At 67.7% G+C, this 24,100-nt stretch carries 23 protein-coding genes; 21 read left to right on the forward strand and 2 right to left on the reverse strand.

The features are described from left to right. Nucleotides 1-31: 31 nt before the first annotated feature. Nucleotides 32-799 carry a PP2C family protein-serine/threonine phosphatase gene (locus RZE77_RS12285; RefSeq protein WP_319432035.1) on the reverse strand — a complete coding sequence of 256 codons (768 nt, stop codon included), beginning with the start codon at nucleotides 797-799 and terminating at the stop codon, nucleotides 32-34. 108 nt (nucleotides 800-907) lie between these two features. On the opposite strand from RZE77_RS12285, the gene RZE77_RS12290 reads away from it, so the two are divergent. Together RZE77_RS12290 and RZE77_RS12295 are read left to right on the forward strand one after the other, a co-directional pair. After that, complete coding sequence (locus RZE77_RS12290; RefSeq protein ID WP_041946091.1) at nucleotides 908-1,111, forward strand: YdcH family protein; 204 nt, start codon at nucleotides 908-910, stop codon at nucleotides 1,109-1,111. After that, entirely contained in the window at nucleotides 1,108-3,168 is a 2,061-nt protein-coding gene (locus RZE77_RS12295; protein WP_319442077.1) for a DNA repair helicase YoaA, read from the forward strand. The genes RZE77_RS12290 and RZE77_RS12295 overlap by 4 nt, the downstream gene beginning before the upstream one ends. Nucleotides 3,169-3,219: 51 nt before the next feature. Here RZE77_RS12295 and RZE77_RS12300 read toward each other — a convergent pair whose 3' ends face one another. Then, the gene (locus RZE77_RS12300) at nucleotides 3,220-4,026 is read right to left on the reverse strand and encodes an outer membrane protein assembly factor BamD (protein ID WP_319432038.1); all 807 of its coding nucleotides are present in this window, start codon (nucleotides 4,024-4,026) and stop codon (nucleotides 3,220-3,222) included. Between the two features lie 56 nt (nucleotides 4,027-4,082). Between RZE77_RS12300 and RZE77_RS12305 the strand changes: the two genes are divergently transcribed. From RZE77_RS12305 to RZE77_RS12395, 19 genes are all read left to right on the forward strand, one after another. Then, a complete protein-coding gene (locus RZE77_RS12305) occupies nucleotides 4,083-5,066 on the forward strand; it encodes an RluA family pseudouridine synthase (RefSeq protein WP_319442078.1) in 984 nt (327 codons plus the stop codon). A gap of 128 nt (nucleotides 5,067-5,194) precedes the next feature. Continuing rightward, a complete protein-coding gene (gene scpB, locus RZE77_RS12310; protein ID WP_319442079.1) occupies nucleotides 5,195-6,028 on the forward strand; it encodes an SMC-Scp complex subunit ScpB in 834 nt (277 codons plus the stop codon). Further along, nucleotides 6,025-7,848, forward strand: coding sequence for a pseudouridine synthase (locus RZE77_RS12315; RefSeq protein WP_319442080.1), 1,824 nt, complete (start codon nucleotides 6,025-6,027; stop codon nucleotides 7,846-7,848). The genes scpB and RZE77_RS12315 overlap by 4 nt, the downstream gene beginning before the upstream one ends. Before the next feature lie 151 nt (nucleotides 7,849-7,999). Then, complete coding sequence (gene ndk, locus RZE77_RS12320) at nucleotides 8,000-8,425, forward strand: nucleoside-diphosphate kinase (protein ID WP_012747302.1); 426 nt, start codon at nucleotides 8,000-8,002, stop codon at nucleotides 8,423-8,425. 21 nt (nucleotides 8,426-8,446) lie between these two features. Then, on the forward strand, nucleotides 8,447-9,595 hold the full coding sequence (rlmN, locus tag RZE77_RS12325; protein WP_319442081.1) for a dual-specificity RNA methyltransferase RlmN: 1,149 nt from the start codon (nucleotides 8,447-8,449) through the stop codon (nucleotides 9,593-9,595). 4 nt (nucleotides 9,596-9,599) lie between these two features. After that, nucleotides 9,600-10,454 (forward strand): type IV pilus biogenesis/stability protein PilW, encoded by an 855-nt coding sequence (gene pilW, locus RZE77_RS12330; RefSeq protein ID WP_319442082.1) that lies wholly within the window; start codon nucleotides 9,600-9,602, stop codon nucleotides 10,452-10,454. Beyond that, complete coding sequence (locus RZE77_RS12335; protein ID WP_319442083.1) at nucleotides 10,447-11,409, forward strand: helix-turn-helix domain-containing protein; 963 nt, start codon at nucleotides 10,447-10,449, stop codon at nucleotides 11,407-11,409. Before pilW ends, RZE77_RS12335 begins: the two co-directional genes overlap by 8 nt. Further along, a complete protein-coding gene (ispG, locus tag RZE77_RS12340) occupies nucleotides 11,406-12,686 on the forward strand; it encodes a flavodoxin-dependent (E)-4-hydroxy-3-methylbut-2-enyl-diphosphate synthase (RefSeq protein WP_319442084.1) in 1,281 nt (426 codons plus the stop codon). Before RZE77_RS12335 ends, ispG begins: the two co-directional genes overlap by 4 nt. 12 nt (nucleotides 12,687-12,698) lie before the next feature. Then, on the forward strand, nucleotides 12,699-14,102 hold the full coding sequence (gene hisS, locus RZE77_RS12345) for a histidine--tRNA ligase (RefSeq protein ID WP_319442085.1): 1,404 nt from the start codon (nucleotides 12,699-12,701) through the stop codon (nucleotides 14,100-14,102). A gap of 5 nt (nucleotides 14,103-14,107) precedes the next feature. Next, nucleotides 14,108-14,800: a YfgM family protein gene (locus tag RZE77_RS12350; protein ID WP_319432055.1), complete on the forward strand. Its 693-nt coding sequence runs from the start codon at nucleotides 14,108-14,110 to the stop codon at nucleotides 14,798-14,800. Nucleotides 14,801-14,807: 7 nt separating this feature from the next. Beyond that, the gene (gene bamB / locus RZE77_RS12355) at nucleotides 14,808-15,950 is read left to right on the forward strand and encodes an outer membrane protein assembly factor BamB (RefSeq protein ID WP_319442086.1); all 1,143 of its coding nucleotides are present in this window, start codon (nucleotides 14,808-14,810) and stop codon (nucleotides 15,948-15,950) included. A 48-nt stretch (nucleotides 15,951-15,998) separates the two neighbouring features. Continuing rightward, on the forward strand, nucleotides 15,999-17,342 hold the full coding sequence (gene der / locus RZE77_RS12360) for a ribosome biogenesis GTPase Der (protein WP_018902785.1): 1,344 nt from the start codon (nucleotides 15,999-16,001) through the stop codon (nucleotides 17,340-17,342). Nucleotides 17,343-17,496: 154 nt separating this feature from the next. Then, the gene (gene hfq / locus RZE77_RS12365) at nucleotides 17,497-17,742 is read left to right on the forward strand and encodes an RNA chaperone Hfq (RefSeq protein WP_012747311.1); all 246 of its coding nucleotides are present in this window, start codon (nucleotides 17,497-17,499) and stop codon (nucleotides 17,740-17,742) included. A gap of 52 nt (nucleotides 17,743-17,794) precedes the next feature. Next, a complete protein-coding gene (gene hflX, locus RZE77_RS12370; RefSeq protein ID WP_319442087.1) occupies nucleotides 17,795-18,964 on the forward strand; it encodes a GTPase HflX in 1,170 nt (389 codons plus the stop codon). 74 nt (nucleotides 18,965-19,038) lie between these two features. Beyond that, the gene (hflK, locus tag RZE77_RS12375) at nucleotides 19,039-20,412 is read left to right on the forward strand and encodes an FtsH protease activity modulator HflK (protein WP_319442349.1); all 1,374 of its coding nucleotides are present in this window, start codon (nucleotides 19,039-19,041) and stop codon (nucleotides 20,410-20,412) included. Nucleotides 20,413-20,428: 16 nt separating this feature from the next. Continuing rightward, nucleotides 20,429-21,334 (forward strand): protease modulator HflC, encoded by a 906-nt coding sequence (hflC, locus tag RZE77_RS12380; RefSeq protein ID WP_319442088.1) that lies wholly within the window; start codon nucleotides 20,429-20,431, stop codon nucleotides 21,332-21,334. Between the two features lie 18 nt (nucleotides 21,335-21,352). Next, nucleotides 21,353-21,541 (forward strand): DUF2065 domain-containing protein, encoded by a 189-nt coding sequence (locus tag RZE77_RS12385; protein WP_012747315.1) that lies wholly within the window; start codon nucleotides 21,353-21,355, stop codon nucleotides 21,539-21,541. A gap of 43 nt (nucleotides 21,542-21,584) precedes the next feature. Continuing rightward, the gene (locus RZE77_RS12390; RefSeq protein WP_319442089.1) at nucleotides 21,585-22,745 is read left to right on the forward strand and encodes an ATP phosphoribosyltransferase regulatory subunit; all 1,161 of its coding nucleotides are present in this window, start codon (nucleotides 21,585-21,587) and stop codon (nucleotides 22,743-22,745) included. Nucleotides 22,746-22,768: 23 nt separating this feature from the next. Beyond that, nucleotides 22,769-24,100: an adenylosuccinate synthase gene (locus tag RZE77_RS12395; protein WP_012747317.1), complete on the forward strand. Its 1,332-nt coding sequence runs from the start codon at nucleotides 22,769-22,771 to the stop codon at nucleotides 24,098-24,100.

Here is a 24,100-nt window from a genome sequence, read left to right on the forward strand (position 1 = left end):
AACCTCGCCGGGCGCGCGCCAGTGGCGGCGCTCAGTCTTGCGGAAGCGCTTCGAGCTTCAGCACCACGATCGAGATGTTGTCGCCCGTGCCGCGCGCCCGGCGGCGCGCTTCTCCCACCAGGATTTCCACCGCTTCGCGCGGCGGCTCCGCGTACAGGACGCTGGCCAGCTCCTCGGGGCTGAAGTAGTGCCAGAGCCCGTCGCTGCAGGCCATCAGCAGGTCGCCCGGCTGCATTGCGGGAATGTAGTGCGGCTCGATGGGTGGCGGCGTCGTGGTCATGCCCAGGCATCCGAGCAGGATGTTGCCCTTGGGATGGACATTGGCCTCGGCCTCGGTGATTTCACCGCGGTCGATGAGCACCTGGACATAGGAATGGTCGCGCGTGCGCGTGACGAGCTCGCCGTTCTGGAAGTGGTAGATGCGGGAGTCGCCGGCATGGATCCAGGCGCAGTCGCCCCTGGGGTTCATCAGAAAGGCGGCGAGCGTGCTGTGCGGTTCCTGCTCGCTCGACAGGGCGGTGAGCTTGATGACTGTGTGCGCATCCTCCAGCAGCTGCCGCAGCACGGCCGCGGAGCTGTCGCGGTCGGGGTGGTAGCGCGTGAACAGCTGGCGCGCCGTCATCAGCACCTGGTCGGAGGCCTTGCGCCCGCCGCTGCGCCCGCCCATGCCGTCGGCAATGATGCCCAGCATGCAGCCGGGCACGCGCGGATGGCTCATCATCAGGACCTGGTCCTGCTGATAGGGGCGGTCTCCCTTGTGGAGACCGGTGGCGGCGGCAAGCCGAAAGCCTTGTGTCATGAGCGCAAATGCGCCAATGGCGCGCCTTCTGTCTTCTCGTGGATTCGTACCAGGACGTATTATCGAGTGAACACGAGCTGCGGGCGGAATACGTTCTCAGCGCCAACGTTGGACTCCAATCTTCACTCCCTTTCCCGCCAATTGATCGAGCTGCGCATCGAACACGCCGACCTCGACGCCACCATCGACCGCCTGGCCGAAGCTTCGCCGCAGGATGAGCTGCTGCTGCGGCGCCTGAAGAAGCGCCGGCTTGCGCTGCGCGACCAGATCGCACGGCTCGAGAACGTGCTCGATCCGAAAGAACCCGCGTGAGCGAAACACTCGAGGACAAGGTGCGCGACGCCTTCGCGCAGGGCGGCGTCCTGTCGCGTGCTGCAGAGCAGTTCCGCGAGCGCTCGGGGCAGACCGAAATGGCGCTGGCCGTCGCCCGCACCATCGAGGACGGCGGCGTGCTGGTGGTCGAAGCCGGCACCGGCGTGGGCAAGACCTTTTCCTACCTCGTGCCGGCATTGCTGAGCGGCGAGCGCGTGCTGCTGTCGACCGCCACCAAGACCCTGCAGGACCAATTGTTCGGCCGCGACCTGCCGCGCCTGGTCGAGGCGCTCGAACTGCCGGTGCGTACGGCGCTGCTCAAGGGGCGCGCGAGCTACCTGTGCCTGCACCGGCTCGACCTCGCGCGCCACGATGCATCGCTGCCCGAACGCGGCAGCCTGCGAACGCTTGCCAAGATCGAGCAGTGGTCCAAGGCCACGCGGACCGGCGACCTGGCCGAGCTGCCCGGTCTGGACGAGCGCTCGCCGCTCATTCCGCTCATCACCTCCACGCGCGAGAACTGCCTGGGCGCGCAGTGCCCGCAGTTCAAGCCCTGCCACGTCAACCTGGCGCGGCGCGAGGCGCTGGCGGCCGACGTGGTGGTCATCAACCATCACCTGTTCTTCGCCGACCTCGCGGTGCGCGAGACCGGCATGGCGGAATTGCTGCCGACCGTGAGCGTGGTCGTGTTCGACGAGGCCCACCAGCTCAACGAAACCGGCGTGCAGTTCCTGGGCGCGCAGCTCGGCAGCGGGCAGGCCCTGGACTTCGCGCGCGACCTGCTCGGTGCCGGCCTGCAGCATGCGCGCGGACTGGTCGACTGGCAGCAGCTGGTGGCGGCCGTCGAACGTGCCGCGCGCGAGCTGCGCCTTGCGGTCGGCAAGCAGTGGCCCGGCACCAAGCTGCGCTGGGTGGGCCCGTCGCCGGAAGGCATCGACGCGCAGGTCTGGCAGGACGCGCTCGAAGCCCTGCAGCAGGCCTTTGAAATGGCCGCCGAAGGGCTCGACACCGTCAGCGAGATATCGCCCGATTTCGTGCGCCTCTACGAACGCGCGCAGCAGCTCGCCAAGCGCGCGGCACGCTTCGCGCTGCCCTGCGAAACCGATTCGGTGCGCTGGGTCGACGTGGGCACGCAGCTGCGGCTGGTCGAATCGCCGCTCGACATTGCCGAGGCCATGCGTACGCGCGTGCTCAAGATCGGCAGCGGCGCTGCCCCTGAGGACGACGACGGGGAGGAAACAAGCCGCGCGGCACCTGAAGACAGCGGACGCGCCTGGGTCTTCACCTCCGCCACGCTGGGCGACGAACCCACGCTGCGCTGGTTCACCGAGCCGTGCGGCCTGGGCGATGCAGAGGTGCTGCGGGTGCTGAGCCCCTTCGACTATGCCGCGCAGGCCGGGCTCTATGTGCCGCGTGCCTTTCCCAAACCCAACGACGCCGCTCACAGCACGCGCGTGGCGCAGCTGGCCGCGCGGGGCGCAGCCGAACTCGGCGGCCGGACCCTGGTGCTGACGACCACGCTGCGCGCTTTGCGTGCGATCGGCGACGAGATGAAGCAGCAGTTCGAACGGCTCGAGGCCGATGTGCGGCCCGAGGTGCTGGTGCAGGGCGAGCTGCCCAAGCGCGTGCTCATGGACCGTTTCCGCGAAGGCGCGGAGGGCGGGCGCGCCGGCTGCGTGCTGGTGGCATCCGCATCGTTCTGGGAGGGCTTCGATGCGCCCGGCGATGCATTGCAGCTGGTGGTGATCGACAAGCTGCCGTTCCCTCCGCCCAACGATCCGCTGGTCGAGGCGCGCTCGCAGCGCCTCGAAGCCCAGGGCCGCAGCTCGTTCAGCGACTACTCGCTGCCCGAGGCGGCCGTGGCGCTCAAGCAGGGGGCAGGGCGGCTGATTCGCCGCGAGACGGACTGCGGCGTGCTCGCCATTTGCGACACCCGCCTGGTTGCCATGGGCTATGGCCGGCGGCTCCTGGCCGCGCTGCCGCCGATGCGCAGGCTGGAAAGCGAAGCCGACTTCGAGGCGGCGATCGGCGAGCTCAGGAATTCGCTCTCGGCCTGAAAGGCGCAGACGAAGAAAAAGCCCCGAAGGGCTTTTTGTCGTTTCAGCGGATTACCAGACCTTCCACCACGGATCGTCCTTGCCCTTGAAGCCGCGCGCCAGGTACTCGCTTTGCGGATAGTTGGTGGTCAGCACGCGCTGGGCGTCGTCGCGCAGGTCTTTCATGCCGAGCGCATCGTAGGAGCGGACGATGATGTACAGCGCTTCTTCGAGCGCGGGCACCTCGCGGTAGTCGGACAGCGCAAGCTGCGCGCGGTTGATCGCCGCAAGGTAGGCGCCGCGCGAGTAGTAGTAGCGCGCCACGTGCACCTCGTACTGTGCGAGCGAGTTCACGATGTAGTTCATGCGCTGCCGCGCGTCGGGCGCGTAGCGCGACTCGGGGAAGCGCGTTGCCAGTTCCTTGAACGACTCGAACGATTCCTTGGCGGCCTTCTGGTCGCGCTCGGACAGGTCCTGGCGCGTCAGGAACGCGAACATGCCGAGGTCGTCGTTGAAGTTGATCACGCCCTTGAGGTAGAGCGCGTAGTCGATCGCCGGGCTGGCCGGATGCAGCTTCAGGAAGCGGTCGATCGTGGCGATGGCATTGGCCTTTTCGCCGGACTTGTACTGGGCGTAGGCCTTCTCGAGCTGGGCCTGCTGCGCGAGCGGCGTGCCGGCGGCGCGGCCCTCGAGCTTCTCGTACAGCGGCACGGCCTTGTCGTAGGCGCCGGAGCCCGCTTCGTCCTTGGCTTCGGCGTAGATGCGGTTGGGGCTCCAGTTGGCGGTCTTGTCGACGGAGGTGGAGGAGCAGCCGGCTGCAAGCAGCGCTGCCGCGCTGAGCGCGATCCAGGAGGGGACCGATAATTTGGCGCGAAACATCACATACGGCTTTCGTGAAACAGTTGCCCTCAATTATATCGACCGACCCCCTGGACATGGTCCCCGACGCCGCCGAGGCGGACGAGGGCGCCGACCCGGTCGAATCCAGCGAACTGCGGCCCTTCACGGTGGGCCAGGCCGAGCATGGCCAGCGGCTGGACCGCGCGCTGGCCGCCCTGGTGCCGGAATTTTCTCGCAACTATCTGCAACAGCTGATCGAAGCCGGCGCCGTGGAACTGCAGGGGCGCACCCTGCTGAAGGCTTCCGCCACGGTGCGCGCCGGGCAGACCGGGCGCATTGAGCTGCGGCCGACGCCGCAGAGCCAGGCCTTCCGGCCCGAGGCGATGGACATCGTCACGGTGCACGAGGACGAGCACCTGCGCATCATCGACAAGCCGGCCGGCCTGGTGGTGCATCCGGCGCCGGGCCATTGGAGCGGCACGCTGCTGAACGGCCTGTTGGCGCTCGACCCCAAGGCCGCGCTGCTGCCGCGCGCGGGCATCGTCCACCGGCTCGACCGCGACACCAGCGGGCTCATGGTCGTGGCGCGCACCCGGGCCGCGATGGATGCCATGGTGGCGCTGATCGCCGCGCGCGAGGTCAAGCGGCAGTACCTCGCGCTCGGGCACAAGCCCTGGGCCGGCGCGGCAGCCCGGCAGGTCGACGCGCCCATCGGCCGCGATCCGCGCAACCGTTTGCGCATGGCCGTGGTCGACCTCGAGCGCCATGCCGGCAAGACGGCACGCACGCTCATCGAGCGCCTGGACAGCAACGCGCAGGCCTGTGCCGTGCGCTGCACGCTCGAAACGGGCCGCACGCACCAGATCCGCGTGCACATGGCATCCATCGGGCATCCGCTGATCGGCGATGCGCTCTACGGCGGCGCGCCGGCCGCGGGGCTGGGGCGGCAGGCGCTGCACGCCTTCAGGCTCGCATTCGTGCATCCCGTCACACAAGCCGCGCTGGAACTGCGCTCGCTTCCGCCGGCCGATCTGGTTCAGGCGCTCCAGACGCTGGGGCTGGATTACAATCGCGCCTGACGGCCCGAGGGCCGCGCCGGCCACCCCGATGCCGGCCTTGCGTTGCACTCGCCGCGTGCCGGCAGCGCCTTCTTTCCATCCTTCTGAACAAGCGTCCCCGAGACGCCTTTTCCCGGATAACGCAAACCATGAATACGGCGGATGCCAAGCGCATTCTCGAAACCGCCTTGATCTGTTCGAGCCAGCCGCTGCCGGTGCGCGACATGCGCGTGCTGTTCGACGACGAACTGGGCGTGGACACGATCAAGGTGCTGTTGCTCGAACTGCAGGAAGACTGGGCGCAGCGCGGCCTGGAGCTGGTGAGTGTCGGCAGCGGCTGGCGCTTCCAGAGCCGGCCCGAGATGCGCGACCACCTCGACCGCCTGCACCCCGAGAAGCCGCCGCGCTACACCCGCGCCGCCCTCGAAACGCTGGCCATCATTGCCTACCGCCAGCCGGTCACGCGCGGCGACATGGAAGACATCCGCGGCGTCACCATCAACTCCCTCATCCTCAAGCAGCTCGAGGACCGCGGCTGGGTCGAGGTGATCGGCCACCGCGAAACCGTCGGCCGGCCGGCGCTGTACGCCACCACGCGGCAGTTCCTCGACGACCTCGGCCTCGCATCGCTCGACCAGCTGCCGCTGATCGAAACGCCGGCCCAGCAGGCGGCACTGGTCGACGCGCTCGACCAGGCATCGGGCAACCAGCCCGGCCTGCCGATGGATGTGCCGAACGAATCCGATGCCGATGCCTCGGGCATGCCGGACTCCGAAGCAGACGCCGCGCCCGCCCTGGTCGACGAGGCCCCTGAAGCCCTCGAAGCCGCCGCTGCGCAATTCGCCGAGGACGCGGCCTCTCCCGAAGAGCCGGCGGACTTTCCGGCCCCCATGGAAGTCGAGCAATCCGTCGAGCTCGAAACCGAAGCCCCGTCGCCCGACGAGACCGATCCCCACGCTGTTCCCCCCGGAAAAACCTCATGAGCTCCTCCGACATCGACGACGCGGCAATCGTGCCGGCCCAGCCCGAACCCAAGAAAAAGAAGGCGAAGGCGGCCGTGTCCGGTCCGTCTGCGGACGCCGAAGCGGGCCTGCCCACGGCAGCCGCGGCCGAAGGCGAGGCGCCGAAGAAGCCGCGCGCCCCACGCCGCAAGAAGCCCGTGGAACCGGCGGCCGGGGAGGGCGAGCCCGCAGCAGTGCCTGCTGCGGCAACCGAAACTTCCGAACCCGTGGCCCAGGTGGCCGATGCGGCGCCTGCCGCCGCACCGGTCGCCGACGAACCCGCCACTGCCGCCGCGCCGGCCGCGCCAGTCGAACGCGCCGAACCCCAGGAGCGTCGCGTGGAAGACCGCGCTGAAGAGGATGCCCGCGCTTCCTCCTACGACGATGAAGAAGAGGAAGAAGAGCCCGACGAGGAAGAGGACGATCTCGACCGCGCACGCCGCGCCGCCGAGCGCGAGCAGCGCAACGCGCCGCCGCCCGAGCCGATCCGTTTCGCGGACGTCATCTCGGGCCAGTTCGACGCCGACGAAGAGAGCCCCGAAGTCCCGCCGCTCAAGCGCGTGCTGCTGCCGGAGGCCGACTCGCCCAAGCTGCACAAGGTGCTGGCGCAGGCCGGCCTGGGCTCGCGGCTCGAAATGGAAGCGCTCATTCTCCAGGGCCGCATCTCGGTGAACAACGAGCCGGCCCACATCGGCCAGCGCATCCAGTACGGTGACCAGGTCAAGATCAACGGCAAGCCGATCCGCTACCGCATTGCGCCGCCGCCGCCGCGCGTCATCGCGTACCACAAGCCGGTGGGCGAGGTCGTGACGCACGACGATCCGCAGAACCGCCCGACAGTGTTCCGCAAGCTGCCGCGCCTGCAGCAGGGCAAGTGGCAATCGGTCGGCCGGCTCGACCTGAACACCGAAGGCCTGCTGCTGTTCAGCAGCTCCGGCGACCTGGCCAACCAGCTGATGCATCCGCGCTTCGGCCTGGAGCGCGAGTACGCCGTGCGCGTGCTCGGCGCGCTCAATGCCGAGGAAAAGAAGAAGCTGCTCGAAGGCGTTCGCCTCGACGATGGCATGGCCCAGTTCGGCACCATCGAGGAGGGCGGCGGCGAAGGCTCCAACCACTGGTACCGCGTCACCATCTCCGAAGGCCGCAACCGCGAAGTGCGGCGCCTGTTCGAATCGGTGGGCCATGCGGTCAGCCGGCTGATCCGCATCCGCTATGGCGCCATGGTGCTGCCGCGCGGCTTGAAGCGCGGCGCCTGGATGGAGCTCGACGAGCGCGACATCAACGCGCTGTTCCAGGCCTCGGGCGGCGGCGCGCCGCGTCCGCCGCAGCAGCAGCGCGGACCGGGCCAGGAAGGCGCCGGCGGCGGGCGCAACGGACGCAACAAGAAGCGGCGCGGCAACCGCAACGCCGGCGGCGGACAGCAGCAGCCGCGCGACATGCGCGATGACGGCCGCGAGGCGCCGATTCCCAATCCGCTCGGCGACGGCCGGCCGCCGCGTGGCGAGCGCGGTGGGCGTGGCAACCGCGGCGGTGGCGGTGGCAACGCCGGCATGCCGCCGCAAGGACGCCGCGGCAACAGCAACAACAACCGCGGCAACCGCCAGGGCGAGGAGCGCCCGCCGAGCGGCGCGAACCAGCCCGATCCGATGAAGACCTCGCTCGGCTACATCGGCGCCGACAGCTTCTCGCGCCAGCGCAAGGAGCAGCGGCAGGGTCCGGGGCGCCGCGGCGGCGGCCCGGGCGGCGGCGGTGGCTTCGGCGGCCAGGGCGGCCCCGGCGGGAACCGGCGCCGCGGGCGCTGAAAGCCAGTTCTCCAGCGCAGCCTTTCGCGGGGTTTTCACCAATCCCGGGGGCTGCGCCGGTTAAAATCAGAGGCTTTGTCGACTTACGATGCAACATATTCGTTGCAGTTGTGACAAATCACTTCAAAATCAAAGCTCAGGAAGCACTTCAATGGCTATCGAACGTACCCTTTCCATCATCAAGCCCGACGCCGTCGCCAAGAACGTCATCGGCAAGATCGTTTCCCGCTTCGAAGCTGCCGGCCTCAAGATCGTTGCCGCCAAGCTCGTGCATCTGTCGCGCAACGAAGCCGAGCAGTTCTACTCGGTCCACAAGGAACGTCCGTTCTTCAAGGACCTGGTCGATTTCATGATCTCCGGCCCCGTGTTCGTGCAAGTGCTCGAAGGCGAGAACGCCATTGCCAAGAACCGCGACCTGATGGGCGCCACGGACCCCAAGAAGGCGGCCCCGGGCACCATCCGCGCCGACTTCGCCGACAGCATCGATGCCAACGCCGTGCACGGTTCGGACGCTCCCGAAACCGCAGCCAACGAAGTGGCGTTCTTCTTCGCCGGCCTCAACGTCTACGCGCGCTGAAGCCGCACGCCAGCTGATTTCATGACCACGGCCAACCTGCTCGAATTCGATCTCGAGGGGCTGGCTGCGTTCTGCGAAAAGCTCGGCGAGAAGCGATTCCGCGCCACGCAGCTGTTCCGCTGGATCCACCAGCGTGGCGCCAGCGACTTCGCCCAGATGACCGATCTGGCCAAGTCGCTGCGCGAAAAGCTCGCCACCACCGCTCGCGTTGAGGCCCTGCCGGTCATCACGCAGCACGAATCCAAGGACGGCACGATCAAGTGGCTGTTCGACGTCGGCGACGGCAATGCCGTCGAAGCCGTATTCATTCCCGAAGACGACCGCGGCACGCTGTGCGTGTCGTCCCAGGCCGGCTGTGCGGTGGGTTGCCGCTTCTGCTCCACGGGGCACCAGGGCTTCAGCCGCAACCTGAGCACGGGCGAAATCGTCGCCCAGCTCTGGTTTGCCGAACACTTCCTGCGCAAGCACCTGAAACGCGACGAGCGCGTCATCTCCAACGTGGTGATGATGGGCATGGGCGAGCCGCTGCAGAACTACACCGCCCTGGTGCCGGCGCTGCGCACCATGCTCGACGACAACGCCTACGGCCTGTCGCGCCGCCGCGTGACCGTGTCGACCTCCGGCGTGGTGCCGATGATCGACCGCCTGGGCGCCGACTGCCCGGTGGCCATGGCCGTGTCGCTGCATGCACCGAACGATGCGCTGCGCGACGACCTCGTGCCGCTCAACCGCAAGTATCCGATCGCCGAGCTGCTCGAGGCCTGCAAGCGTTACCTGGTGCATGCGCCGCGCGACTTCATCACCTTCGAGTACTGCATGCTCGATGGCGTCAACGACCAGCCCGAGCACGCGCGGCAGCTGGTTGAGCTCGTTCGCACCCATGGCGTGTCGTGCAAGTTCAACCTGATTCCGTTCAATCCGTTTCCGGCCTCGGGCCTGCTGCGTTCGCCGCAGCCGCGGGTGCTGGCTTTTGCCAAGGTGCTGAGCGAGGCCGGCCTCGTGACCACCGTGCGCAAGACGCGCGGCGACGACATCGATGCGGCCTGCGGACAGCTGGCCGGCGACGTCAAGGATCGTACCCGCGCGGCCGAACGCATGGCCCAGCGCCGTGTCTCCGAGCGCACCGTTGTTCTGCATCCGGTTCGCAAGACCACCCCCCAGGAGCATTGACCTAATGAGGATGGCCTTTCCGATGACGACCGCGAGCGCGCAGCGACTGATGGCTGCGGGCTTTGCCGGCGTCGCAGTGGCGTTTCTGCTCGCGGGCTGCGTCAACACCCGAACCACCACCACCAGCCTGGCCGACACCAGCTCGGGCCAGGGTGCCGAGATGGTGACCGAATCCGACGAAAGCAGCCGGCAGCGCCGCGCGCGCCTGCGCATGGAGCTCGCCGCCGGCTACTTCGAGCACGGCCAGACCACCGTTGCGCTCGACGAGATCAAGCAGGCACTGGTTGCCGATCCCAACTATGCGGACGCCTACAGCCTGCGCGGCCTGGTCTACATGCGGCTCGAAAATGCGGGCCTGGCGGAAGACAGCTTCCGCCGCGCCATTGCCATCAATCCGCGCGATCCCAACACCCGCCACAACTACGGCTGGCTGCTGTGCCAGCAGAACCGCTATGGCGATGCGGCCCAGCAGTTCACCGAGGCTCTGGCAGTGCCGAGCTATACCGACCGTGCCAAGACGCTCATGACCCAGGGCGTCTGCCAGCTCAGGGCGGGCCAACGCGCCGAGGCGGAGCGCAGCCTCATGCAGGCCTATGAGATCGACGCCGGGAATCCGGTGGTCGGATTCAACCTGGCTTCGCTGCTGGCACAGCGCGAAGAGTGGTCGCGTGCGCAGTTCTACATCCGCCGCGTCAACAACAGCCCTTCGGCCAGCGCCGAGACGCTCTGGCTCGGCATCAAGATCGAACGACGGCTCAACAACCGCGAAGCAGTGGCGCAGTTGGGAGGGCAACTGCAACGGCGCTTTCCGCAGTCCCGGGAGGCAATAGCGTACGAGCGCGGGAATTTCAATGACTGAACGGGTTTCGGAGTTCGGCACTTCCGCGGCACTGCCGATCGAGGAAGGCGACATCACGCACAAGACAGCCGGCGACATGCTCCGCGAAGCGCGCGAGGCGCACGGCCTGCACATCGAAATGGTGGCCGCGGCGCTCAAGGTGCCGCCGCAGAAGCTCATTGCGCTCGAGGCGGACGACATCGCTTCGCTGCCCGACCCGGTCTTTGCGCGGGCCTTGGCCAGCAGTGTCTGCCGCGCGCTGCGCATCGATCCCGGGCCGGTGCTCGCAAAGCTGCCGGGCGCCCAGCGCGCGGCGCTGGCACTGGCCGACCGCACCCTCAAGAGCAATATCGTTTCCGGAACGCCGCGCTGGAATGGCGGGCGCTCCAGCGGGCTTCCGTCGCGCGCGCTGCTGACGGTGGTGGGGCTGCTGCTGGTCGGCGCAGCCGTGCTGTTCTGGCTGCCCCAGTCGGTGTTCGACCAGGTCGGGGCCTCGGTGTCGCGCTGGACGTCGTCGCGCAGCGATGGCGACACCGGTTCGGTGGCCGAAGCGCCGGTGGCTGCGCCGGCTCCTGGCGGATCGTCCGTCGTGGTCGAGAGCGCGCCGGTGTCGCCGGTGGCTCCCCCAACATCGGCTGCACCCGCGGCGCCGGGCGCGCCCTCCGCGGCAGCCCTGCCGGCGGGCAGCGCGACCGCTGCGGCGCCTGCGGCTGTTGCTGCGGCACCTGCCAGCAGCCAGCAGCTGGTCTTCGTCGCGCGCGAGGAATGCTGGATCACGGTCACGGAAGCCGGCGGCAAGCAACTGCTGCGCCGCAGCCTGCAGGCCGGCGAAACGGTGGCTTTGTCGGGAACGCTGCCGCTGTCGGTGGTGGTGGGGCGTGCATCGGCGGTCGATGTGCAGGTGCACGGAAAGCCCTACGATCTGAAGCCTGTCACGCGCGGCGGCGGCGTGGCGCGTTTCGAGGTGAAATCGTGACCGACTGCACTCCCCAACCCATCGAATCGGCGGCGCCCAAGGCGCGCCGTTCGCGCCAGGCCCAGGTGGTCTGGGGACCGCGCACCGTGACGGTGGGCGGCGATGCGCCCGTGCGGGTGCAGTCCATGACCAACACCGACACCGTCGATGCCGTCGGCACGGCCATCCAGGTGAAGGAACTCGCGATTGCCGGTTCGGAGATGGTGCGCATCACCGTCAACACGCCGGAGGCCGCGGCCCAGGTGCCGTACATCCGCGAGCAGCTCGACCGCATGGGCATCGACGTGCCGCTGATCGGCGACTTCCACTACAACGGCCACCGCCTGCTCACCGACTATCCGGCCTGCGCCGAAGCGCTGAGCAAGTACCGCATCAATCCCGGCAACGTGGGCAAGGGCGACAAGCGCGACCGTCAGTTCGGCCAGATGATCGATGCGGCCATGCGCTGGAACAAGCCGGTGCGCATCGGCGTCAACTGGGGCAGCCTCGACCAGGAACTGCTGGCCAGCCTGATGGACATCAACAGCCAGCGCGCCGAGCCCTGGGATGCGAAGCAGGTGATGTACGAGGCGCTCATCACCTCGGCCATCGAATCCGCCAAGCTGGCCGAATCGATGGGCATGGCCGGCAACCAGGTCATCCTGTCGTGCAAGGTGAGCGGCGTGCAGGACCTGATCTCGGTCTACCGCGAACTCGCGAAGCGCTGCGACTATCCGCTGCACCTGGGGCTCACCGAAGCCGGTATGGGCACCAAGGGCACGGTGGCGTCGGCCACGGCGCTTTCCATCCTGCTGCAAGAGGGCATCGGCGACACCATCCGCGTGTCGCTCACGCCGCAGCCGGGCGAGTCGCGCACGCAGGAAGTGCTGATCGCCAACGAGATCCTGCAGGCGCTGGGCCTGCGCGTGTTCGTGCCGAGCGTCACCGCCTGCCCGGGCTGCGGCCGCACCACGAGCACCACCTTCCAGGAACTGGCCAAGCAGATCGACGACTACCTGCGCATGCAGATGCCGGTCTGGCGCAAGAAGTACCCGGGCGTCGAGACCCTGAAGGTGGCCGTGATGGGCTGCATCGTCAACGGCCCCGGAGAGAGCAAGCATGCCGACATCGGCATCAGCCTGCCCGGCACCGGCGAGGCGCCCGCCGCCCCGGTCTTCATCGACGGCGAAAAGGCACTCACGCTGCGCGGCGACAATATCGCCAACGAGTTTCACCAGCTCGTCGAAAACTACATTCAAAAGCGCTTCGGCCAGCATCAGGCTGCCGACGTCGCCTGACCACTTTCTCCCATGGCTGACAAGATCAATGCCGTCAAAGGCATGAACGACATATTGCCGGCGAGCGTGCCGCGCATCGACCGCCTGCCCGATTCGGCCCTCTGGTCGTGGTTCGAGCAGACGGTGCGCGGGCTCCTGGTCCGCTACGGCTACCAGTACATGCTGACGCCGGTGGTCGAACCCACGGCGCTGTTCGTGCGCGGACTGGGCGAGGTGACCGATATCGTCGAGAAGGAGATGTACTCCTTCACCGACGCGATGAACGGCGACAAGCTCACGCTTCGCCCCGAGGCCACCGCCGGCATCGTGCGCGCCATGGTCGAGCACAACGCGCTCTACAACGGCCCGCTGCGCCTGTGGACGATGGGGCCGATGTTCCGCCACGAGCGTCCCCAGAAGGGCCGCTACCGCCAGTTCCACCAGCTCGACGTCGAGGCGCTGGGCTTTCCCGGCCCGGACGTGGACGCCGAGCTGATCCTCATGGTGCGGGCCCTGTGGCGCGAGCTCGGGCTGGTCGAAGGCGAGCATGTGCGCCTGGAGATCAACAGCCTGGGCCAGCCGGCCGAGCGCCAGGCGCACCGCGAAGCGCTGATCCGCCATTTCGAGGCGCATGCCGACGTGCTCGATGCCGATGCGCAGCGGCGCCTGCACAGCAATCCGCTGCGTATCCTCGATACCAAGAATCCCGCCATGCAGGCAGTGGTGGAGGCCGCGCCCCAGCTGATGGACTTCCTCGGCGAGGAGTCGCGCGCGCACTTCGATGCGGTGCGCGCTGTGCTCGACGCCGCAGGGCTGGACTACCGCGTCAATCCGCGCCTGGTGCGCGGGATGGACTACTACAACCTGACCGTCTTCGAATGGGTCACCGACCAGCTCGGCTCGCAGGGCACCGTCTGCGGAGGAGGGCGCTATGACGGCCTCATCGGCCAGATGGGCGGCAAGCCTGCGCCGGCCGTCGGCTTCGGCCTGGGCATCGAGCGGCTGCTGCTGCTGATCCAGGAACTCCGCCTGCCGGTGCCCGCCGCAGCGCCCGCGGCCTACGCCGTCGTGCCCTCGGCCACCGCGCTGCCGCAGGTCATGGTCGTGCTCGAGCGGTTGCGCGCCGCCGGCGTGAGCGTGCTGCAGCATGCGGGCGGCGGCAGCATGAAGGCGCAGTTCAAGAAAGCCGACGCGAGCGGAGCGCGCTATGCGCTGGTCTTTGGCGAAGACGAGCTCTCGCGCGGCGAAGTCACCGTCAAATCGCTGCGCGAAGGCGCTGGCGAACAGGTGGCGCGGCCTCTCGCCGAGGTGGCCACATGGGCCGCCACCCTACAATCGCCGGCTTCCAGGGAAACGCCGGGCCGTTCCCAAGTTTCCCGCTCCCCCTCGGGGGGCGGATCCGGCACGCCGGATCCCGGGGGCTCCTCAACCTATTGACACGCATGGCAACCCATCTCGATCTCGACGAACAGGAACAGCTCGACCAGCTCAAGCATTTCTGGAACACCTACGGCACCCTGATCACCTGGGTGGTGTTGCTTGCGGCGGGGGCCTTCGTGGCCTGGAACGGCTGGCAATATTTCCAGCGCAACAAGGCGGCGCAGGCCGCTGCCCTCTACGACGAGGTGGAGCGCAGCACGCAGTCCGGCGACGTGGAACGCATCCAGCGCGTGCTCGGCGACATGAAGGAACGCTTCGCCGGCACCGCCTATGCACAGCAGGCGGGCCTGCTGGCCGCCAAGGCGCTGTACGAGAAGGGCAACCTCGAGGCCTCGCAGGCGGCGCTCGGCTGGGTTGCGCAAAGCGCTGTCGATCCGGGCTACAAGGCCGTTGCCAAGCTTCGGCTGGCGGCTGAACTGCTCGACAGCAAGTCGTACGACGAAGCGCTCAAGCAGCTCTCCGGCGACGTGCCCAAGGAGTTCGAGCCGCTCGTGGCCGACCGAAAGGGCGACATCTACATGGCGCAGGGCAAGCGCGCCGAAGCGCAGGCCGAATACCGCAAGGCCTGGACCGGCCTTGGCCCGGCGTCCGATTACCGGCGCCTGGTCGAATTCAAGCTCAACGCCGCCGGCGTCGATCCGAAGAGTCTGGCACCTGTGATCACGGTCACGCCGGCAGCCCCCAAAAATTCCTGATCGCACTATGAATTTCAAGCGTTTCATGCCTGAGTCGTCCGTCCTGCGTGCAGGTTCGGCCATTGTTCTGGTCGCAATGCTGGCTGCCTGTTCGGGTACCAGCAAGCCCAAGCCGGCCGAACTGCCCGCCAACCCCGCGTTGTTCGGCGTGCGCCAAGCCTGGAGCGTGCGCATCCCGGCCGTGGGCTTCCCGCTGGCCACCGACGTCAGCGGCGACATCGTCACCGTGGCCGGCAGCGACGGTACCGTGGTGGCCATCGATGCCCGTGCCGGCCGCGAAACCTGGCGCGCGAACGCGGGCGCCAAGCTCGCAGCAGGCGTCGGCAGCGACGGCTCGCTGGCCGCAGTGGTCACCGCCGACAACCAGCTCGTGGCCATCGAAGGCGGCAAGGTCCTGTGGAAGCAGCGGCTCTCGGCCCAGGCCTTCACCGCGCCGCTGGTGGCCGGCCGCCGCGTCTTCGTGCAGACCGCCGACCGCAGCATCAGCGCCTGGGATGGCCAGAGCGGCCGCCGCCTCTGGCTGCAGCAGCGCACGGCCGAGAACCTCGTGCTCAAGAAGTCGGGCGTGCTGATCGCCGTGGGCGATACGCTGATCTCGGGCATCGGTGGCCGGCTGGTCGGCATCAACCCGGCCAATGGCACCTCGCGCTGGGAAGCGCCCATTGCGGCGCCGCGCGGCACCAACGACGTGGAGCGCCTGGTCGACCTGACCGGCAGCGTGAGCCGCGTCGGCGACACCGTGTGCGCCCGTGCCTACTACGCCAACGTCGGCTGCGTCGACACGGTGCGCGGCCAGCTGCTCTGGAGCAAGCCTGCCGTGGGCGCCGAGGGCGTCAGCGGCGACGAGGGCTTCGTCTACGGCACCGAGGCCGATGGCAGTGTCACAGCCTGGCGCCGTTCCGACGGCGAGCGCGCCTGGCAATCGACCCGCTTCAAGAACCGTGTCCTGACCGGGCCGCTGGCGGTGGGCCGTTCGCTGGTGATCGGCGAGAGCAATGGAACGCTGCACTTCGTTTCACGCGAAGACGGTGCGCTGCTCAATCGCGTCACGCCCGATGGCTCCGCCATTGGCGTCACCCCGGTGATGGCCGGCAACACGGTGGTCGTGGTGACCGCCAACGGCGGTGTGTTTGGATATCGCCCTGAATAACTCTTTGCAAGGCCCGACCATGAAAACCGCGCCCCTGAAAGGCCGGCCATGAAGCCGGTCGTGGCCCTGGTCGGGCGGCCCAACGTCGGCAAGTCGACCCTCTTCAACCGCCTGACGCAGACGCGCGACGCCATCGTCGCCGACTTTGCCGGACTCACGCGCGACCGCCACTATGGCAACGGCCGCCTGGGCAAGCACGAGTTCATCGTGATCGACACCGGCGGCTTCGAGCCCGATGCGGGCAGCGGCATCTACAAGGAAATGGCCAAGCAGACGCGGCAGGCCGTGGCCGAGGCCGACGTCGTGATCTTCGTGGTCGATGCCCGCGAAGGCCTTTCGGCGCAGGACCACGACATTGCCAACGAACTGCGCCGGCTCGGCAAGCCCTGCGTGCTGGCGGCCAACAAGGCCGAAGGCATGCACGACGGCACCAAGCTGGTCGATTTCTACGAACTCGGCTTCGGCGACGTGCATGGCGTGTCCGCGGCGCACGGGCAGGGCATGCGCGACCTGGTCGAGCTGGCGCTCGCACCGCTGAACCTGCCCGATCCCGACGACGAAGCGGACGAGGACGACGTCAACAAGCCCATCAAGCTGGCGGTGGCCGGACGGCCGAACGTCGGCAAGTCCACACTGATCAACACCTGGCTTGGCGAAGAGCGCCTGGTGGCGTTCGACCTGCCGGGCACCACGCGCGACGCCATCTCGGTGCCGTTCGAGCGCAACGGGCAGCGCTTCGAGCTGATCGACACGGCCGGCCTGCGACGCAAGGGCAAGGTGTTCGAGGCGATCGAGAAGTTCTCGGTGGTCAAGACGCTGCAGGCCATCGAGTCGGCCAACGTCGTGCTGCTGCTGCTCGATGCCACGCAGGGCGTGACCGACCAGGACGCGCACATTGCCGGCTACATCCTCGAAAGCGGCCGCGCGGTGGTGATTGCCATCAACAAGTGGGACGCGGTCGACAGCTACCAGCGCGAGCAGATCCAGCGCCAGATCGAGACCCGGCTGCCGTTCCTCAAGTTCGCGTCGCTGCATTTCATCTCGGCCATCAAGCGCCAGGGCCTGGGCCCGGTGTGGCAGGCCATTGCGCAGGCCCACAAGTCGGCCACGCGGAAGATGTCGACGCCCGTGCTGACCCGGCTGCTGCTGGAGGCAGTGCAGTTCCAGTCGCCCAAGCGTGCGGGCATGTTCCGGCCCAAGCTGCGCTATGCGCACCAGGGCGGCATGAATCCGCCGGTGATCATCATCCATGGCAATTCGCTGGAGCACGTCACCGAGGCCTACAAGCGCTTTCTCGAGGGGCGCTTCCGCAAGGAGTTCGATCTGGTGGGCACGCCCTTGCGCATCCAGTTCAAAAGCTCGCAAAATCCCTTTGCGGACAAGGACGATTGAGCGCGCTTGGCGGCCGATGAGCCATGGCCGGGTCGGAAGTTCCGCCTTTTGAGAGACGTTATTTTTCAAAGGCTTTTGGCCCCGATTGCTGCAGCGCAGAAACCCTGTGTTAAGGTCATCTCTCCAACAACTACTCTTGAACACGGAGAATATCGTGAGCAATAAAGGGCAACTTCTACAAGACCCGTTTCTGAACACCCTGCGTCGCGAGCATGTGCCGGTCTCCATTTACCTGGTGAACGGTATCAAGCTGCAGGGCCAGATCGAGTCTTTCGACCAGTATGTCGTGTTGCTTCGCAACACGGTGACGCAAATGGTCTACAAGCACGCCATCTCCACCATCGTGCCGGGTCGTGCCGTCAACTTCTCGGCTGCCGAGAACGACGACGCCGCAGCCTGATCGCGCGGAGCGCGGCGGTAGCCCCGCCGCGCTTTTTCCATATTGATCCCGCTTGTCTGAACTGAACTCCCGCCAGGAAGGCGCCGCCGTTCTCGTCGGCGTCGATTTCGGGCTGCCCCATTTCGACAGCGAGCTCGAAGAACTCGGCCTGCTCGCGCAGACCGCGGGCCTCGCGCCTGTCGCGCGCCTCGTCTGCAAGCGCAAGGCGCCCGACGCGGCACTTTTCGTCGGCAGCGGCAAGGCCGACGAAATCAAGGAACTGGCCGCCATGCACCAGGCCAGCGAGGTCATCTTCGACCAATCGCTGAGCCCGGCGCAGCAGCGCAACCTCGAGCGCCAGCTCGACGTGGCGGTGTATGACCGCACCTTCCTCATCCTCGAGATCTTCGCCCAGCGCGCCCGCTCCCACGAGGGCAAGCTGCAGGTCGAACTGGCTCGCCTGCAGTACCTGAGCACGCGCCTGGTGCGCCGCTGGTCCCACCTGGAGCGCCAGACGGGCGGTGCGGGCGTGCGCGGCGGTCCCGGCGAGAAGCAGATCGAGCTCGACCGCCGGATGATCAGCGAATCGATCAAGCGCACGCGCGAGCGCCTGGCCAAGGTGCAGAAGCAGCGCGGCACGCAGCGCCGCCAGCGCGAGCGCCGCGAGACCTTCAACATCTCGCTCGTGGGCTATACCAACGCCGGCAAGTCGTCGCTGTTCAATGCACTGGTCAAGGCTCGCGCGTACGCGGCCGACCAGCTCTTTGCCACGCTCGACACCACCACGCGCAACCTCTACCTGGGCGACGCCCGCAGGCAGGTCTCGATTTCCGACACTGTCGGCTTCATCCGCGACCTGCCGCACGGACTGGTGGATGCCTTCAAGGCCACGCTGCAGGAGGCCGTCGATGCCGACTTGCTGCTGCACGTGGTGGACGCCTCCAATCCGCATTACCCGGAGCAGATGGCCGAGGTGCAGTCCGTCCTTCGCGACATCGGTGCGGAGGCCGTTCCGCAGCTTCTGGTGTTCAACAAGCTCGATGCCCTTGAAACTGCGCAGCACCCGCTGCATCTGCAGGACGACATGGAAATCGACGGCGTGCGGGTCCCGCGCATCTTCCTCAGCGCCCGCAGCGGCGAGGGCCTGCCCCTGCTGCGCGCCGAGCTGGCCCGCCGGTCGGGCTCCCTGGGCGATACGATGACCCCAGAGGCCGACACTGAATTGCACGACACCGCCAATTGATTGGGCACAATCCCGCCACTGACAAGAGAACGAAGCGAATGAATGCAAAGCCAGCGTGGAGAGGGTTTCTGGGCATGTTCAACCTGAACGATGGCCGATGGGGCCGTGGCGACGAGCCGTCGTCCAACGGCGACCGCCCGACCGGCAACCGGCCTCCCGACGCAGACCCGCCGGGCGCGCCGACGCCACCGCCTTCGGGCAACAACAATAACGGTAACGGCAACCGCCCCCGCGGCCAGGGCCCGAACCAGGGGCCGCCCGACCTCGACGAACTCTGGCGCGACCTCAATCGCAAGCTGGGGGGCTTCTTCGGCGGCAAGGGCGGCGGCAATCGCCCCACCGGCGGCGGCAATGGCGGTGGCGGCAATGGCTATCGGCCGGACATGAAGAATGCCGGCTTCGGGCTCGGACTGGTGGCGGCGGTTGCCGTTCTGATCTGGCTCGGTACCGGCTTCTTCATCGTGAACGAAGGCCAGCAGGCCGTGGTGACCCAGTTCGGGCGCTACAAGTCGACCGTGGGCGCGGGCTTCAACTGGCGCCTGCCGTATCCCATCCAGCGCCACGAAGTGGTGGTGGTCACGCAGATCCGCTCGACCGACGTCGGCCGCGATGCCATCGTGCGGTCGACCGGCCTGCGCGAATCGGCCATGCTGACCGAAGACGAGAACATCGTCGAGATCAAGTTCGCCGTGCAATACCGCCTGAGCGATGCGCGCGCCTACCTGTACGAAAGCAAGTCGCCCACCGAAACCGTGGTGCAGGTGGCGGAAACCGCCGTGCGCGAAGTGGTCGGCAAGATGAAGATGGACGCGGCCCTTGCGGAGGAGCGCGACCAGATCGCGCCGCGCGTGCGTACGCTGATGCAGACCATCCTCGACCGCTACAAGGTCGGTGTCGAGGTCGTCGGCATCAACCTGCAGCAAGGCGGCGTGCGGCCGCCCGAGCAGGTGCAGGCCGCCTTCGACGACGTGCTCAAGGCCGGACAGGAGCGCGAGCGCGCCAAGAACGAGGCCCAGGCATATGCCAACGACGTGATTCCGCGTGCAACCGGTACCTCGTCGCGCCTCAAGGAAGAGTCCGAGGCCTACAAGGCGCGCATCGTCGCGCAGGCCCAGGGTGATGCCGGACGCTTTGGCGCGGTGCTGGCCGAATACCAGAAGGCGCCGCAGGTGACACGCGACCGCATGTACACCGACGCCATGCAGCAGATCTATGCCAGCACCACCAAGGTGCTGGTCGATACCAAGCAAGGCTCCAACCTGCTGTACCTGCCGCTGGACAAGCTCATGCAGCTGAGCGGCAACAACCCGGCCGCAACGCCGGTCGATGCGGCCAGCCCCAGCGTGGCGGGTACCGCGCCAGCCCAGTCGTCGGTGATTCCGGTGGCGCCGCCATCGAGCGAGAGCCGCGCCCGCGATGGCCGCTCGCGTGATCGTGACGTGCGTTGAAAAGGCCAGTAAGAACATGAACAGAATCGGATTCATCGCTTCGTCGATCCTCGTGCTGCTGGTGCTGCTGAGCTCGACGCTCTTCGTCGTCGACCAGCGCCAGTTCGGCGTGGTGTATGCCCTCGGCCAGATCAAGCAGGTCATCACCGAGCCGGGCCTGAACTTCAAGCTGCCGCCGCCGTTCCAGAACGTGTCGTACATCGACAAGCGGCTGCTCACGCTCTCCAGCCTCGACACCGAGCCCATGCTCACGGCCGAGAAGCAGCGCGTGGTGATCGACTGGTACGTGCGCTGGCGCATCACCGATCCGCAGGCCTACATCCGCAACGTCGGCCTCGACGAAAACGCGGGCGCCATGCAGCTCAACCGCGTGGTGCGCAACGCCTTCCAGGAAAACATCAACAAGCGCACCGTGCGCGACCTGATCTCGGTGCGCCGCGAGGCGCTGATGGCCGACGTGCAGCGCGAGGTGCTGGCCGTGGTGAAGGGCTCCAAGCCCTGGGGCGTGGACGTCATCGACGTGCGCATCACGCGTGTGGACTATGTGGAAGCCATCACCGAATCGGTCTACCGCCGGATGGAGGCGGAGCGCAAGCGCGTGGCCAACGAATTGCGTTCGACCGGCTATGCCGAAGGCGAAAAGATCCGCGCCGACGCCGACCGCCAGCGCGAAGTGATTGTGGCGAACGCCTACCGCGACGCCCAGAAGATCAAGGGCGAGGGCGATGCGCAGGCCGCCGCCGCCTACAGCGAGGCCTTCGGCCGCGATCCACAGTTCGCGCAGTTCTACCGCAGCCTGGACGCCTACAAGCAGAGCTTCAACAAGAAGAGCGACGTGATGGTGCTCGACCCGTCGTCGGACTTCTTCCGCGCCATGCAGAGCGCCGGCACGCCGGCAGGCAACGCTCCTCCACGCCGCTGATCCGGCGCCGGGCCGCCCGTGAGCGCCGAAATCTTCTGGAGTGCGCTGGCGCTCGTCCTGGTGATCGAGGGCATCCTGCCTTTTGTCTCGCCGGGCGGGTGGCGGCGCGGTTTCGGGCAGCTCATGCAGCTGCGCGACGGCCAGCTGCGCTTCTTCGGACTCTGCAGCATCTTGCTGGGTTTGGCCCTTCTTTGGCTGCTGGGGTAGCGCGGCCCGGTAGAATCCCGGTTTAACCACGCCCCCGATCCCCATGTCCGCCTGGGTCCTCCCGGATCACATTGCCGATGTGCTGCCTTCCGAGGCGCGCCACATCGAAGAACTTCGACGCCAGCTGCTCGATACCGCCCGTGGCTATGGCTACGAGCTGGTGATGCCGCCGCTGCTCGAGCACCTCGAGTCGCTGCTGTCCGGCACCGGCGAGGCGCTCGACCTCCAAACCTTCAAGCTGGTCGACCAGCTCTCCGGCCGCAGCATGGGCCTGAGAGCCGACACCACGCCCCAGGTGGCACGCATCGACGCCCACCTGCTGAACCGCGAAGGCGTGGCACGCCTCTGCTACTGCGGGCCGGTGCTGCACACCCGTCCCGACCGGCCGCACGCCACGCGCGAGCCGCTGCAGTTCGGGGCCGAAATCTATGGCCATGCGGGGCTCGAGGCCGACACCGAAGTGCTGCTGCTGGCGCTCGATTGCCTGCATGCGTCGGGCCTGAAGGACGGCGTGATCGTCGACCTGGCCGACGCGCGCATCGTGCGGGCGCTGTTTGCCGGCGTGCCGGTCGATGCCGCCGTGCTGGCGCGCGTGCACGCGGCGCTGGTTGCCAAGGATGCGAGCGAGCTGCATGCGCTGACGCGAAACTTCCCGGCGGCGTCGCGCGACGGCCTGCGCGCGCTGGTCCAGCTGTACGGCGATGCGGCGGTGCTCGACGAGGCCGCCAAGGCCCTCAAGGGCACGCCGGCCGTGAGCGCGGCGCTGGCCGGATTGAAGCAGCTGGCCGCAAGCCTCGGCGCTGATCCGGCGCGGCAGATCAGTTTCGACCTGGCCGACCTGCGCGGCTACGCTTACTACAGCGGCATGCGCTTCGGCATCTACGTGCCGGGCGCGGCCGATGCGCTGGTGCGCGGCGGGCGCTACGACGAAGTCGGCGCCGTGTTCGGCCGCAACCGGCCGGCAGTCGGCTTCAGCCTGGACGTGCGCGAACTGGTCGGCGTGCTGCCGGCGCGTCCGCTGCGCGCCGCCATCCGTGCGCCCTGGAGCGACGCAGCCGGCCTGCGAGATGCCATTGCCGGGCTGCGCAAGGCCGGCGAGATCGTGGTCTGCGTACTGCCGGGCCACGGCAGCGAAATCGATGAATTCCATTGCGACCGCGAGCTCGTCGAGCACGCAGGGCAGTGGCAAGTCCGAGCCCTCTGATTTTTTGAAGTAATGGAACGAGCATGAGCGTAACCACCGGAAGAAACGTGGTCGTCGTCGGCACCCAATGGGGCGATGAAGGCAAGGGCAAGCTGGTCGACTGGCTGACGGAAAGCGCCCAGGGCGTGGTCCGCTTCCAGGGCGGCCACAACGCGGGCCACACGCTGGTCATCAACGGCGTGAAGACCGCGCTGCACCTGATTCCCAGCGGGATCATGCGGCCGGGCGTCAAGTGCTACATCGGCAACGGCGTGGTGCTTTCGGCTGCCAAGCTGTTCGAGGAGATCGAAGGGCTCGAGAAGGCCGGCGTCGAAGTGCGTTCGCGCCTGCGCATCAGCGAGGCCTGCCCGCTGATCCTGCCGTTCCACGCGGCGCTCGACATCGCGCGGGAAACGTATCGCGAAAAGGGCGGCGTCGAGAAGATCGGCACCACCGGCCGCGGCATCGGCCCGGCCTACGAAGACAAGATCGCGCGCCGCGCGCTGCGCGTGCAGGACCTGAAGCACCCGGAACGTTTCGCGACCAAGCTGCGCGTGCTGCTCGACCTGCACAACCATGTGCTGACGCAGGTGCTCGGCGCGCCCGCCATCGACTTCGACCTGGTGTTCGACGAGGCCATGCGCCATGCCGCGCTGCTCAAGCCGATGATGGCCGACGTGTCGCGCGAGCTGAACGACGCGCACAAGGCCGGCGCCAACCTGCTGTTCGAAGGCGCGCAGGGCACGCTGCTCGACGTCGACCACGGCACCTACCCCTACGTCACCTCGAGCAACTGCGTGGCCGGCAATGCCGCCGCGGGTTCGGGCGTGGGCCCGGGCATGCTGCACTACATCCTGGGCATCACCAAGGCCTACTGCACGCGCGTGGGCGGCGGTCCGTTCCCGACGGAACTCGACTGGGCCACGCCGGGCACGCCGGGCTACCACATGAGCACCGTGGGCGCCGAAAAGGGCGTCACCACGGGCCGCAGCCGCCGCTGCGGCTGGTTCGATGCCGCGCTGCTCAAGCGCTCGGCGCAGGTCAACGGCCTGTCGGGCCTGTGCATCACCAAGCTCGACGTGCTCGACGGGCTCGAGAAGCTCGAACTGTGCACCGGCTACGAACTCGACGGCGAGACCACCGACATCCTGCCCATGGGCGCCGACGAAATCGAGCGCTGCACGCCCATCTACGAGACCCTCGAAGGCTGGAGCGAGAGCACCGTCGGCGTCACGCAGTACGACAAGCTGCCCGTGAACGCACGGCTCTACCTGCAGCGCATCGAGCAGATCACGGGCGTGCCGATCCACATGGTTTCCACGAGCCCTGATCGCGACCACACGATCATGATGCGCCACCCCTACCTCGCGGACTGA

Origin of the sequence: Variovorax sp. SPNA7, assembly GCF_033807855.1 — a bacterium.
Classification (GTDB): Bacteria; Pseudomonadota; Gammaproteobacteria; order Burkholderiales; family Burkholderiaceae_C; genus Variovorax; species Variovorax beijingensis.